The organism is Actinoplanes couchii, from assembly GCF_016862075.1.
Taxonomy (GTDB): domain Bacteria; phylum Actinomycetota; class Actinomycetes; order Mycobacteriales; family Micromonosporaceae; genus Actinoplanes; species Actinoplanes couchii.
Window position 1 is genome coordinate 20373 of the sequence record NZ_BOMG01000109.1, and the last position, 12373, is coordinate 32745.

The following is a 12373-nucleotide window of genomic DNA, read 5'->3' on the forward strand; positions in this document are numbered from 1 at the left end:
GTACGACAAAAACCCCCGGGCCCGGGTCGTCACCAGACGTAAACACTTGATACGGACTTGTGTCATCAACATTTCACTTGCCTTGTTGATCATTCATCAGACTTTGTACGGGGAAGAAAGCGAGGCGGTATGCCGAGGCGCGTGTTCGTGCACATCGGGGCACCCAAGACCGGCAGCACCTATGTGCAGAACGTGCTCTTCGACAATGCCGAACGGCTGGAGAAGTCCGGCATCCTGATCCCGGCCACGTTCGCCGCCCACGATCAGGCCATGACCGATCTGCGCGCCGTCCCGTGGCGTGACCCCCAGGCGTACTGGACATGGGATCTGCTCGTCGAGAAGGCCGCGGCCTTCCGCGGTGACGTCATCCTGACCAGCGAGGGTTTCGGCGCGGCCAGCGCCGAGCAGGCGAAACGGGCCGTCGAGAGTCTGCAGCCGGCCGAGGTGCACATCGTGGTCGCCGCCCGCGACCTGTGGCGCACGTTCCCGTCGATGTGGCAGCAGAGCATCCGGGCCCGCAGCACCTGGCGGTTCGAGGACTTCCTGGCCGCCGTGGAGAAGGGCGAGTTCGAGCAGTTCTGGGACCACTACACGGCCAACCGGATGTTCTTCCGCTGGGCCGACCTGGTCCCGCCCGCCCAACGGCACCTGATCACCATCCCGCCGCCGGGCGCGTCGCACGACCTGCTGTGGCAGCGGTTCGCCGGGATCCTCGGCATCCCCGACGGGGTGTGCGAACCGGCCGCGCCGACCTCCAACCCGTCACTGGGCGCACCCGAGATCGAGGTGCTGCGCCGGGTCAACGCCGCACTCGGCGACCGGTATCCGCACCGGATGCCGTACCAGCGGGTGGTGCAGCAGCACCTGGTCCGGGCGGTGCTGCAGAAACGGGACAACGACGTGCGGTTCGGGGTCGGCCTGGACCGCGCCGACTGGGTGATGGCCCTGGCCGAAGAGCAGATCAGACAATTGCGGGAGTACGACTGTCACATCGTCGGCGATCTGGACGAGCTCCGGCCGACCCGGATGAAGGACTCGCGCAGCCCCGACGAGCTCGACGACCGGCAGATCCTGGACGCCGCCATCGAGACCATCGTCGGCATGATCGGGCACGCCGACGAGCTGCGCGGCATGGTTCCGGTGGGGCAGCCCGGCATGCTGGCCCGGGTCAAACGCGGAATCCGGCGTACCATCGGCTGACTGTGATCGGCCGGTGTTTGATCGGTCCGTGACGGAACCGATCGTCCGGCCGGGGTCTTTCCGAGGGTATGACACAGCGCATCAGCGAGTTGCTGGACGCGGCGGTGGCCGATGTGGAACCGGCGCACCCGGACCCGGGCGTCGATCACCGCATAGACCTCCGCTGCGGTGGCCACCCGGCCGTGCATCGCCTGCATCGCCGCCCGCAGCCCATTGCCGGCCTCCTGCTGCCAGTACCCGAGCGTCACCGCAGCACCGCCGCGACCGCCCGCAGCTGCTGAGCGGCCGCATCATGATCCAAGAGCGACGCCAACGGCCCCTCGCCGGCGGCCAGGTCCTGATGATGACGGGCCAGAGCGGCGAGCAGACCCATCACCGCCGCCCGGGTTCCGGGACCGTCCTGTGGCGGCTCCGCCACCACCGTGACCTCCTGGTCGCCATAGAGCCGCCCCCGCACGTCCAGTAGCACCGAGCTCACCCGGTCCCACACACGATCGGCCGGGGCCAACTGCTCCCACGCCGTCAGGATCAGATGCACCGCCCCGGGCGGCGCCAGCTCGTCGCCACCGGCACCCAGGTGATCACTGACCGTTTCCGCGGCCTCGATGTACTCCATGCCCGGCAGCCTCATACACCCGATCAACACCCGTCTACCCGAATTGCGGTCGACCTGTGGATAACCCGCCCTGTGGACAACTACAGGACCGGACAGCGGCTCGAGCAGGTGCTACCGCAGGTGCGGTGGGGTACCAGCCCACCCCCTAGCCTCCCACTCGGCCTTCTGTCGTCGGCGCTTGTCGGCGAGTTGCCACTCCTCCACGGCGCGGTCGTGCAGCGCGCTCTGCCAGACGGCGCGGTCCTGCAGTGGGTTCTGCCAGATGCCGCCGGGCGCGGTGGCCAGCGCGTCCAGCAGGTGATCCCAGATCAGGCCGAGAGCAACGGATTGCGAGGCCGGCACACCCTCATGGCGGACCGTCACCTCGGCATCCCCGATGCCCGCGCGGATCAGCATCCTTACAGTGGTGACCTGCTCGTCCGGTAACGCGGTGACCGGTGGAGGAGAGATCGGCGATGCGGCTGTAGCCCATCGCCAGGTCAGCACCGGCGCTTCCGAGCCGCCGTCAGCCACTGCCAGGCGGATCTCCACGTCCCCGGCGGGGATGGTGGGAGCCAGCCAGTCGGGGGCGGCCGTGGCCCGATGGGCGGGCATGACGCGGCTGCGGATCACCGTCACCCGGGGCCCAGGATCGACCGGCGGCACGGTGACCCGTTCGCGCGGTGAGGGGAACGGCAGGCGGCTGGGCTTCGGTCGCGGCAGCAGGCTCAGCATCGCCCACTCAGCAGCCGATGCCGTTTTCTGCGGCCCCCCGAAACGGAGCCCATCGGCCGTCATCCGCGGCCACCCAGAACGGAGGTCATCGGTGTACAGGGTGCGAAACCCGGTCTCCTCGGTTACCGGCCACAGGTGCAGTTCATGCTGCTCTGGAGAGTCGTCCTCGATGCGGACGGACTCGTCCAGCCGATGGCGGGCGTACACCCGTAGCCGTAGAAGTCCGTTTCCCGGCATCGGCACTTCGCGGAGCTCATCGTGGCTGCCACCCATCAGCCCGATCACCGTGACACTGCCGGTCGGACACCACAACGTCGTTTCTGCGGCGGCATCCCAGTCGCCGCGGGGGAGCATTGACGGCTCGGAAGAGTGCCCGATCACTCGCATCTGGATGCTTCCGGTGTGCAACCCGGTGAACCCCGTGCATCTGTGTGGCCCACCCACATGCAGCAGATCGTCACCGATCGTGTAGATGCCCATCTCGTCCGCGCCGTCGCCGGCGAAGATCCGGTACTGGCAGTGGCTGACGGACAGTCGTACGAATTCGGGCATGCCGCGTACCTTAAGCGCCGCCGCGGGTGCCTGTGGGGGCAGGCGGCGCCAGGCCGAGCGTGACGGTCGCCAAAAGGGTGCGGGCAGCAGATGAAGTCATGCGTTAGGCCAGCCACGAGGCATCGACACCGTCGTCGTGGTGCTCGGCTGCGCTGCGCTGCGGGCGTCGCTGCTGCGGTACACCCCGCCCCTGACCTGGCGGGTCGGCGAGAAGCCGGTCGAAGGCGGCTCGCCCGGATTCCGCGGCGACCTCATCGGTTAGCGGATCGCCCGCCTCGGCAGCAGCGAATGCTGCGGCAATCCAGTCGACCCGGTCAAGATCGGTCAGTTGCAGGGCCTGACGAGTTGCCCAGCAGGGTTTGGCATAGCTGCGTGGCCGTGCTCCTCCCACTGATCGAGCTGGGTCACCAACACCCCCCATGCCTTGCACCCGATCATCCGGTCGGCACGCGCGGGGGACCACGCTGCCGCACATGCTCGGGGGCCCGCCGCTCGCGTTCCTGCGCCGAACGGCGCGGCTGCCCGGGAGCCGGCACCTCGTCCGCGTCGATGACGTGGGCCTGTCGCCCGGCGCCGCATTCTGGTCATCTCCGAGGCGGGCCCGGCCGCGTTCGGTGTCGCCCGCGGCCGCGTGTGCCCCTGGGCCGCGGCGGCGCGGTCCAGGGCGTCCGACAGCCACGCAATGTCGTCCGGGCTCGGCTGGCTCGGCGCCCCCGGATCGATGTGCACACCGCGGTCGGCGAGCCGGTCGACGACGACCCGGCGGGCCTCGGCCGCCCGGGGATCGACGTGCTGCCACATCGACGCGGCCCGTCAGACCCGGTCGATGTCCTCGGCGCCGGCATCGCGCCACCATTGCGGACGCATCGCCGCCCGCCACACTGCCGAGTCGGCCCGGTGGTGCATGCGCATCTGCTCGCGCCGCCCGGGATCGTTCTCGTCCGAGGGCGGGCGGGTCCGGATCAGCGACCGGGCGATGGCCGAGCTGCGGGAGATCTTCGGGATCGGGGACCGGTGAACGACAACGGATTCGCCGAGTTCGTCACCGGGCGGTACCCGGCGCTGGTGCGGTACGGGACGCTGCTCACCGGCGACCGCGGCCACGGCGAGGACCTCACCCAGGAAGCCCTGGTCAAGACCCATCGTGCCTGGCGGCGGTTGCATCCGGACGGTGACCCGGAGGCGTACACCAGGCAGGTCATGGTGCGGGCCGCCTGGCGGGCCGGGCGCCGGCTGTGGCGCCGAGAGGTCCCGGCCGAACAGATCCCGGACCGGCCCGTGCCGGGCGACGCCTTCGACCGCCGCGACACCGCCGACGCGGTCCTGGCCGCGCTGCGGAGCCTGCCGGCCGGGCAGCGCGTGGTGCTGGTGCTGCGCTACTGGGCCGGGTTCTCCGAGCAGGAGATCGCCGCCCAGCTGGGCTGTTCGGCGGGCACCGTCAAGAGCCGCGCCAGCCGGGCCATCACGGCCCTCGGCCGTTCCGGCGGCCCACTCGCCGACGCGTTCACCCTCAGCGATGCAGGCCACCATCAAGATCGCCGGGGGGTTTGAGCGGTCGCTCAACATCAGCTACAGTCTTGAGCACTTGCTCAACTTGTAGCGGAGGCAGCGCCGTGGCCAGGATCTATGTCGAGACGATCATCGACGCGCCGCTGGACCGGGTGTGGGAGGCGACGCAGGATCATCGGCGGCATCCCCGGTGGGATCTGCGGTTCGGGCGGATCGATCCGGTGCCCGGGACCACGCCCGCCGAGTTCACCTACGCCACCACGGTCCTGCCCGGGGTCGAGATCGCCGGGTACGGCGTGCACACCGGAGACAGGCGCGGCGGCCACGATGGCGCGGCGGTCTCCGCGCTGCGGTTCGGGTCGCCGGACCGGCGGTCGCCGATCGAGAGCGGGACCGGCTACTGGCGATACGTTCCGGCCGGCGAGCGGACCACATTCCTCACCGGGTACGCCTACCGCACCCGCTGGGGACTCGCCGGCCGCGCCGTGGACCTGGTGTTCGGGCCGCTGTTCGGGTGGGCCACCGCGTGGTCGTTCGACCGGCTCCGGCTGTGGCTCGAACACGGCGTCACCCCGGAACGGGCGCTGGGGCACGCCCTCGCCGAACTGGCCCTGCGCCTGGCCGTCGTTGCCGGGGCCGCCGCTGCCGGGGCGGGATGGCCGGTCGTGCTGCTGATCGCGGTGCTGGCGGTGTTCGTACCGCCGCATCCGCGCACTCCCGCGGCCCGCCGGTGCCGGCGGCAGGCGGCGCACCGATGACCTCGGTCTTCCAGCAGGCCATGGGTGACGGCTTCAACCGGCTGCACCCGCGGCTGCAGCGCCGGTTCGGCGTCGACGGCGAACGCGACCAGGGCTGCATCGGCACCGGGGTGATGGACCGGGTGTGGCGCGGCGGGGCGTTCACGGTGCCGTTCCTGCGGCTCGGGACGCTGCGGCACATCCTGTTCCCGGAGACCGGCGCCGCGATCCCGTTCACCATCGAGAACTACGCCTACCGGGACACGTACGCCCGGCCGACGCTGACGTTCGTGCGCACCTTCCAGGTCCGGCCGCACCGCCGCCGCCGGTTCGACGCCACCATGGTCCACGACCCGGTTCGCAACGTGGTCGTCGACTACCTCGGCACCACCCAGCACCTGGCCGTCGACCTGGACGTGTCCACCGACGGCGCGGGCGGGCTGCGGCTGCGCAGCACCACCCAGACGTTCCGCGGCGGCATCCGCTGCCCCGGCGCCGTGACCGGCGACGCCGAGGTCCACGAGACGTGGGACGCCGACGCCGGGTGCTTCCGCATCCGGGTGTCGGTGACGAACCGCCGCTTCGGCCCGCTCTTCGGCTACCACGGCAGTTTCACCACGTCGTACGTCCCGGCCGGCACCCCGGTCCCGGCCGCGGTCCGGCCGTTGCGGGAGAACCCGCCCGATCAGATCTGGGCGCTGCCGCCGTCGACGGCCAGCTCGGAGCCGTTCATGTAGCTGGAGGCGTCCGAGGCGAGGAAGACGGCCGCCGCGGCGATCTCCTCGGGTTCGGCCAGCCGCCCGAGGGGGATCGTGGCCTCGGCGGCGGCGAGTGCGTCGGGCGGGACCAGATCGAGCAGTCCCTGCGTACGGGTACCGCCGGGCGACAACATGTTGATGCGGTACCCACCCGCGCCCGCACCGTGGGCCAGTCCACGGACCAGGTTGCGCAGCGCGGCCTTGGTGGAACCGTAGACCGGCAGGTACGGCTCCGGCCGGCTGGCCGCCGACGACCCGGTGAAGATGATCGACGCCCCCTTCGACAGCAGCGGCAGCGCCTTCTGCACGGTGAACAGCGGGCCCTTGACATTGGTGGTGAACATCGCGTCGACCTGCTCCTCGGTGATCTCCCCGAGCGACGCGGCGATCCCGATCCCAGCGTTGGCGACGAGGACGTCGATCCGCCCGGCCTGCTCGGTGACAGTCGCGTAGAGACCGTCCAGCTCGTCGAGCCGCCCCACGTCACACCGGATCCCGGTGACCCGGTCACCGAGTTCGGCCACGACCTCGTCCAGCTGCGCCTGCCGCCGCCCGGTGACGAAAACCCGAGCCCCTTCGGCGTGGTAGGCCCGGGCGATGGCCCGCCCGATTCCCGAGTTCCCGCCGGTCACCACTGCGACCTTGTCCTGGAGAACGTTCATGGTCAGCTCCCTCGTAGTTATTGACTGCTCGGACAATAAACCCTGTTCTTGTCTATGTAGTCAATAACGAGAGCATGGGTGTGGTGCGTGCCATAGGTGGCTGAGGTGGAGTACCGGCTGCCCCGGATCAGACCGTGACGCCTACGTCGTCCGGCGAGGTCGATGCGCCTTATCCTCGCCGGATGACGTACGAGGACACCGCGGAACGAGTCATCGACCGGCTGCTGTTGGCCCTGGCGGCGCAGCAGCGCGAGTCCGGGAGACCGGGCTTTCCTGAGCAGGTCGCCGAGGTATTCGCCGAGTTGAGCAGGGACGAAGCCGGCGTGATCTTCGGCCAGGCCGGGCATCTCGTGCACTACGGCGTGAACACCGAACCCTTGGTGGGTCTCGTCGACATGATCTCAGCCGTCCAGCGCGGCGAGGCTCCGGAAGACGCCGCGCTCAAGCCGGGAGACTCCGTTCGGATCGCGGGCGACCTGCCGGAGAACCTCGCCGACCATGACGAGGCGATACTGCGCGAAATGGTCTTCGTCGTTCGTCACGTCGGCTCCGACGCGATGGTGGACGTGCAGCCGGACCTGCTCGAGGACTATGTGATCGAGACGGTGCCGATCGCGATCCTGGAGCAGGTGCGGCCGTGAAAGGTCGCCGTGACGGCTACGACCGCCTCAGACGCGGCGCAGCACCGAGACGACCTTGCCCAGGATCACCGCCTCGTCGCCGGGGATCGGGGAGTACGCCGGGTTCCGGGGCTCCAGGAAGACGTGACCGCCGCGGCGCTGGAACACCTTCACCGTGGCCTCGTCGTCGATCATGGCGGCCACGATGTCACCGTTCCACGCCTCGGACTGCTGGCGCACCACCACGATGTCACCGTCGCAGATCGCCGCGTCCACCATCGAGTCGCCCTGCACCCGCAGACTGAACAGGGTGCCCCGGCCCACCAGATCACGCGGCAGGTTCAGCAGCTCCTCGGTGGACTCGTCGGCCAGGATCGGGGCGCCGGCCGCGATCGTGCCGACCAGCGGGACACCCACCGTGTCACCCGGACGCGACGACACGTCACCGGACGGCTCCAGGAACATCCGGATGTCCACCGGCCGGCCCACCGACCGACCGCGCCGCAGGAAACCGTGCTCCTCCAGGCTGCGCATATGCCGGCTGACCGTGGACGACGACATGCCCAGCGCGTCGGCGATCTCCCGCGTGGAGGGCGCGAAGCCGTGTTTCACCGCCGCGTCCCGGATCACCCTCAGGATGCGGCGCAGACGCTCGGGCAGGACGGACGTGTCGAATTCCTCGGCTAGCACCTGGAGATCCTTCCTCAAACCGGGCGTGAACCGAAGTCGCCGCGCCGGGCACTGTTCTGATGTGACGGATGCGGAACGCGACGCCCGGTTGGTGATCAGGGCGCAACTCGGGGATCGGACAGCGCTGAACGACCTCGTCGGACACTGGCACCTCCCGGTCTGGCGGTACGTGCGGGCGATGCTCGGCGACCGGTCACGGGCGGACGACGTCAGCCAGGAGGTGTGGGCCCGCGCCCTGCGCGCGCTGCCCCGGCTGCGGCAACCGGACCGTTTCGCCCCGTGGCTGTTGACGATCGCCCGTCGATCGGTCACCGCGAACCTAGCCGAGGGGTACGACAGAAACGTCCCGGACGAACCACCGCCCACCCGCGACGAGACGGCCGGGGTACTGGACCGGACCCAGGTGATCGACGGTCTGGCCGGCCTGGAACCCCGCGAACGTGAGGTGCTGATCCTGTTCTACCTGCACGACCTGCCGGTGGACGACTGCGCGCAGATCCTGGACGTCCCGGCGGGCACGGTCAAGTCCCGCCTGAACCGGGCCCGTGGGCTACTGCGCGACCGGATGATCGAGAAGGGATACCAGCCATGACCGAGCAGCCGGGGTTCACCCCCGACGACGTGATCCGCCCGGTGTCGCGGCGGATCCTGGCCGCGGGCATCGCCGGGCTGACCGGGGCGACCACGATCGGCGCGCTCTGGGCCACCGAACCGGGGAGCCTGCCCACCCGTACCCAAGCGGCGTTTGCGGGGTTGATCGTGATCGGACTGACCTGGGCCGCACTGGCGGCCTGGACCCTCGCCCGGCGCCCGCTGTTCGCCGCCGACCGGGTGATCGGCGCGTGGCTGGGCATCGTCTTCAGCACCGCGACGGCCGTGTTCAGCGCGGTGGTCGCCGGACCGCTCGCCGCCGTGCCCGGGCTGCTGCTGACCGTGGTGGCGCTGGTCCTGCTGCTGCGGGCCCGGGCCTGGCGTGATCGGTTGCGGTCACAGATCTGACATCCGCTGCAGCGCCGCCGCCACCGCGCCGGGATCCACCACCTGGTGCAGGTGCCGGCCGGGCAGATGCTCGACCCGCCAGCCCCGGCCGCCGGCCTGCTCGGCGAGCGCGCCGTAGGACCGTTCACTGAACAGCAGATAGCCGCACGGCATGCTGTCCCAGCCGTCCGGTACCGGGACCTGCTGCTCGAAGAAGGCCAGCGGCAGCCGCGGCTGTTCGCTCTCGACGAGCCGGCGGGTCTCCTCGTCCGGGAACATCGGCGCCACGTCCGCCTCGTCCCACCAGTCGGTCCAGCGCGGCAGCAACCCGTCCGGCCCTACCTTGGCCCGCAGCAGATCCAGGCGGGCCGGGCCGGGCAGGGCGGCGTCGGCGAACAGGCAGACGTCGACGCTACGGGCGGCGGCCCCGAGCACGGCCGGGACGAACCGGCCGGCGTTGCTGTGCGCGACCAGAACCACCCGCACGCCGGCGGGCACCCGGTCGATCGCCGCGGCCACGGTGGCGGCCACGGCCTGCCAGGACGGTTCGGCATCCCGCAGCGACGGCACCACCGCGTGCGGCAGCAGCGCGGCGACGCCGGCCCAGGTGGACGGGCCCACCAGCGGACTGTGCATCAACACGAAGACCCGGTTCACTGCGACCAGCTCAGGCCGTTCGCGGTCAGGGCCTCGGTGAGGATACGGATGGCTTTCGGGCCGACCCCGTGCAGCACCAGCAGATCCTCGGCCCGGCAGGCGGCGACCTGTTCCAGGGTGGTGATGCCGGCTTCCCGCAGAGCGCCGGTGGCGGGCCGGCCGATCGACGGTAGCTCCATACCGGTCATCCTCTCGGCTGGACCTGGCCGGTCATATCGCTCACCCGGCCCAGGTGGTCGAAGGTCACCCGGACGTGCGAGCCGTCGGAGTGCCGGGCGGTCACGCCCTGCGGGGTGTCGTCGACCCGCCAGCCCTGCTGGCGCAGGAACGCCACCACCACGGTCCGGTGGTCCACCGCGAACGCCTGCAGCACCTGGCCCAGCGTGGTGAACGTCTTCGCCGGCGGGACCGCGCCCTGCACCCGCGACGGCAGATTCTCCAGGTGGAAGAAGATCGCACCGCCCTGGTAGGTGCCCCGGTAGTAGGCCCGCCCGGTCAGCCCGGACGCGACCAGGCACAGCCGGTGACCGTCCACCCGGTCCAGCCGCAGCGTCGGCTCGGTCAGTTCCCGTACCCCCTCGAGGCGGCCGTGCTCGCGCAGCCAGCCGGCCAGTTGCAGCAGCTCGGGGTCCAGGTTGCTGCCGTTGTTGGCCCACGCCCACAGCCAGGTGCCGTCGGAGTGGCTCTCGGTGCCGAGCAGCTGAACCGAGTACCGCAGATCATCACCGAACGTCACCATGCCCGCGTTCAGGTCGAGCTGCCAGCCACGATCGCCGAGGTGGTCGGCGAGCGCCAGCTGGCGAGCCATGCCGGTGGCGACATGCTGGGCGAACAGGTCATCGAACGGGGACACGACCGGGCCTTTCGGATCAGGGGAGCCGGTGCAGTGTTACACGACACCCTCAGGCGTCGTAGGCGGCCCGGCTCAACCGGATCAGATCGTCCAGCCGGGCCGGCGGATCGTCGCGCCACCACGCCAGGCGCACCGGGATCGGCGGGACGTGGCGCAGCGTGCGATAGGCGACGCCGGGACGCGGATTCTGGTTCGCGGTGGCCTCCGACGAGATGCCGACGGCCTGGCCCGCGGCGATCAGAGTCAGCCACTCGTCGACGCCGTGAGTGGCCCGGATCACTGCCGGGGCGGGCCCCGGATGCCACAGCTGCAGGGTGGTGGTCCCGGTCCGGTCGTCGATCGCCACCGGATAGCGGGACAGGTCGCTCACGTGCACGGTCCGGCGCCGGGCCAGGGGGTTGTCGGTGGCGATCGCGGCGATCCGGTTCTCCGCGCCGATCAGGGCGGTCGCGAACCGGGGGTCACCGAGCGGGCGGCGCACCACGGCCACGTCGGCGGTGCCGTCGCTGAGGCCCGCGCTGTGCGTGTTGGCGTGCACGAAGACCAGGGGAGTGCCGGGGTGCTCGGCGGCCCACGCCCGTTGTACCCGGCGGGTGTGCCGGCCGAGCGCTGCCCACGCGTACCCGACGCGGAGTTCGGCCCTCTGGTCCTCGGTGATCCGTTGCAGGTGGTTGACCTCGTCGAGGATGCGGCGGGCGCCCTCGAGGACCCGGCGGCCGGTGGCGGTCAGCGTGACCTGCCGGGTGGTCCGCTGCAGCAGCCGTACGCCCATCGCGCTCTCCAGGGCCGCCACCGTCCGGGACACCGAGGCCTGCGACACCCCCAGCTCGGCGGCGGCATCGGTGAATGTGCCCGCGTCGACGACGGCGACGAAGGCCCGCAGCTGCCGCAGTTCCATACGCCCAGCGTATAGATCCACCGCCCGGCGTATTTCCCCGCGAGCCCCGCCCGGCCGCAGACTCCACCCCATGAGAGTGGGTACGGCGATCATGCTGGGCAGCGCGGCCAGCAACCAGACCGGCGCGGCCGTCGGCGCGCACGCGTTCGACACGATCGGCCCGGCCGGGGTGGTGGCGGTGCGCCAGTTCGTGGCGGCCGCCGTGCTGCTGCCGGTGGCCCGCCCGGACCCGCGCCGGTTCACCTGGGCCCAGTGGTGGCCGACGCTGCTGCTCGGGCTGGTGTTCGCCACCATGAACCTGTCGCTGTACACCGCCGTCGACCGGATCGGCCTGGGCCTCGCGGTCACCCTGGAGTTCCTCGGCCCGCTCGCGGTGGCGCTCGCCGGATCCCGCGGCCGGATCGACCTGCTCTGCGCGGCCGGCGCCGGCATCGGGGTGTACGTACTGGTCCTGCCGTCCGGCAGCAGCGACTGGACCGGCATCGGCTGCGGACTCCTCGCCGCCTGCTGCTGGGCCTCCTACATCCTGCTGAACCGGCTGCTCGGCGCCCGGCTGCCAGGACTGCAGGCGCCGGCCGCGGCCACCACCGTCTCCGCGCTGCTGGCCGTCCCGGTGATGGTGACCCTGCTGGCGCAGGGCCGGATGACGACCACGGCGCTGCTGTACGCGATCGGCGCCGGAGTGCTCAGCTCGGTGGTGCCGTACGCCGCCGACCTGATCGCCCTGCGCCGGGTGCCGGCCCGCTACTTCGGCGTGGTGTCGAGCGTGCACCCGGTCTTCGCCGCCCTCGCCGGGCTGATCCTTCTCGGTCAGGTCCTCGCCGTCCACGAATGGATCGGGATCGCTGTGGTGGTGGCCGTGAACGTGGTCGCGGTACGGCAGAATGCGGCGATTGACCTCTCCCCGCCCTAACGGACGGGGATTCCGG

Annotated in this window: 17 protein-coding genes; 9 read left to right on the forward strand and 8 right to left on the reverse strand. The window is 70.9% G+C overall.

What is annotated here, in order from left to right; translation table 11 throughout:
- Nucleotides 1–129 precede the first annotated feature (129 nt).
- Entirely contained in the window at nucleotides 130–1200 is a 1071-nt protein-coding gene (locus Aco03nite_RS44270) for a hypothetical protein (protein WP_203807607.1), read from the forward strand.
- 244 nt (nucleotides 1201–1444) lie between these two features.
- Here the strand turns inward: Aco03nite_RS44270 and Aco03nite_RS44275 are convergent, their stop codons facing one another.
- Together Aco03nite_RS44275 and Aco03nite_RS44280 are read right to left on the reverse strand one after the other, a co-directional pair.
- The gene (locus tag Aco03nite_RS44275) at nucleotides 1445–1816 is read right to left on the reverse strand and encodes a hypothetical protein (protein ID WP_203807609.1); all 372 of its coding nucleotides are present in this window, start codon (nucleotides 1814–1816) and stop codon (nucleotides 1445–1447) included.
- 111 nt (nucleotides 1817–1927) lie between these two features.
- Entirely contained in the window at nucleotides 1928–3082 is a 1155-nt protein-coding gene (locus Aco03nite_RS44280) for a hypothetical protein (RefSeq protein WP_203807611.1), read from the reverse strand.
- Between the two features lie 139 nt (nucleotides 3083–3221).
- Here Aco03nite_RS44280 and Aco03nite_RS54420 point away from each other — a divergent pair, with 139 nt between their 5' ends.
- From Aco03nite_RS54420 to Aco03nite_RS44295, 4 genes are all read left to right on the forward strand, one after another.
- On the forward strand, nucleotides 3222–3344 hold the full coding sequence (locus Aco03nite_RS54420; protein ID WP_275415970.1) for a hypothetical protein: 123 nt from the start codon (nucleotides 3222–3224) through the stop codon (nucleotides 3342–3344).
- A 752-nt stretch (nucleotides 3345–4096) separates the two neighbouring features.
- Entirely contained in the window at nucleotides 4097–4633 is a 537-nt protein-coding gene (locus Aco03nite_RS53710) for a SigE family RNA polymerase sigma factor (RefSeq protein WP_239145937.1), read from the forward strand.
- 62 nt (nucleotides 4634–4695) lie between these two features.
- Nucleotides 4696–5349 (forward strand): SRPBCC family protein, encoded by a 654-nt coding sequence (locus tag Aco03nite_RS44290; protein ID WP_203807615.1) that lies wholly within the window; start codon nucleotides 4696–4698, stop codon nucleotides 5347–5349.
- A complete protein-coding gene (locus Aco03nite_RS44295; protein ID WP_203807617.1) occupies nucleotides 5346–6065 on the forward strand; it encodes a DUF4166 domain-containing protein in 720 nt (239 codons plus the stop codon). Before Aco03nite_RS44290 ends, Aco03nite_RS44295 begins: the two co-directional genes overlap by 4 nt.
- Here the strand turns inward: Aco03nite_RS44295 and Aco03nite_RS44300 are convergent.
- Nucleotides 6014–6748: an SDR family NAD(P)-dependent oxidoreductase gene (locus tag Aco03nite_RS44300; RefSeq protein WP_203807619.1), complete on the reverse strand. Its 735-nt coding sequence runs from the start codon at nucleotides 6746–6748 to the stop codon at nucleotides 6014–6016. The two genes, Aco03nite_RS44295 and Aco03nite_RS44300, sit on opposite strands and share 52 nt — an antisense overlap.
- 182 nt (nucleotides 6749–6930) lie before the next feature.
- Between Aco03nite_RS44300 and Aco03nite_RS44305 the strand changes: the two genes are divergently transcribed.
- Complete coding sequence (locus Aco03nite_RS44305; protein ID WP_203807621.1) at nucleotides 6931–7389, forward strand: hypothetical protein; 459 nt, start codon at nucleotides 6931–6933, stop codon at nucleotides 7387–7389.
- Nucleotides 7390–7416: 27 nt separating this feature from the next.
- Here the strand turns inward: Aco03nite_RS44305 and lexA are convergent, their stop codons facing one another.
- The gene (gene lexA, locus Aco03nite_RS44310) at nucleotides 7417–8157 is read right to left on the reverse strand and encodes a transcriptional repressor LexA (RefSeq protein ID WP_373872685.1); all 741 of its coding nucleotides are present in this window, start codon (nucleotides 8155–8157) and stop codon (nucleotides 7417–7419) included.
- Between lexA and Aco03nite_RS44315 the strand changes: the two genes are divergently transcribed.
- A complete protein-coding gene (locus Aco03nite_RS44315; protein ID WP_239145939.1) occupies nucleotides 8120–8650 on the forward strand; it encodes an RNA polymerase sigma factor in 531 nt (176 codons plus the stop codon). The two genes, lexA and Aco03nite_RS44315, sit on opposite strands and share 38 nt — an antisense overlap.
- Nucleotides 8647–9057: a hypothetical protein gene (locus Aco03nite_RS44320; protein WP_203807627.1), complete on the forward strand. Its 411-nt coding sequence runs from the start codon at nucleotides 8647–8649 to the stop codon at nucleotides 9055–9057. Before Aco03nite_RS44315 ends, Aco03nite_RS44320 begins: the two co-directional genes overlap by 4 nt.
- Here Aco03nite_RS44320 and Aco03nite_RS44325 read toward each other — a convergent pair.
- The 4 genes from Aco03nite_RS44325 to Aco03nite_RS44340 are packed head-to-tail and all read right to left on the reverse strand — an operon-like array spanning nucleotide 9046 to nucleotide 11444.
- Nucleotides 9046–9693, reverse strand: coding sequence for an alpha/beta fold hydrolase (locus Aco03nite_RS44325; protein WP_203807629.1), 648 nt, complete (start codon nucleotides 9691–9693; stop codon nucleotides 9046–9048). The genes Aco03nite_RS44320 and Aco03nite_RS44325 overlap by 12 nt on opposite strands.
- Nucleotides 9690–9872 carry a helix-hairpin-helix domain-containing protein gene (locus Aco03nite_RS44330; protein ID WP_239145940.1) on the reverse strand — a complete coding sequence of 61 codons (183 nt, stop codon included), beginning with the start codon at nucleotides 9870–9872 and terminating at the stop codon, nucleotides 9690–9692. Before Aco03nite_RS44330 ends, Aco03nite_RS44325 begins: the two co-directional genes overlap by 4 nt.
- A 5-nt stretch (nucleotides 9873–9877) precedes the next feature.
- Nucleotides 9878–10546, reverse strand: coding sequence for a DUF6882 domain-containing protein (locus Aco03nite_RS44335; RefSeq protein ID WP_203807632.1), 669 nt, complete (start codon nucleotides 10544–10546; stop codon nucleotides 9878–9880).
- A 49-nt stretch (nucleotides 10547–10595) separates the two neighbouring features.
- On the reverse strand, nucleotides 10596–11444 hold the full coding sequence (locus Aco03nite_RS44340; RefSeq protein WP_203807634.1) for a LysR family transcriptional regulator: 849 nt from the start codon (nucleotides 11442–11444) through the stop codon (nucleotides 10596–10598).
- 70 nt (nucleotides 11445–11514) lie between these two features.
- On the opposite strand from Aco03nite_RS44340, the gene Aco03nite_RS44345 reads away from it, so the two are divergent.
- Entirely contained in the window at nucleotides 11515–12357 is an 843-nt protein-coding gene (locus Aco03nite_RS44345) for an EamA family transporter (protein WP_203807636.1), read from the forward strand.
- Nucleotides 12358–12373 lie beyond the last annotated feature (16 nt).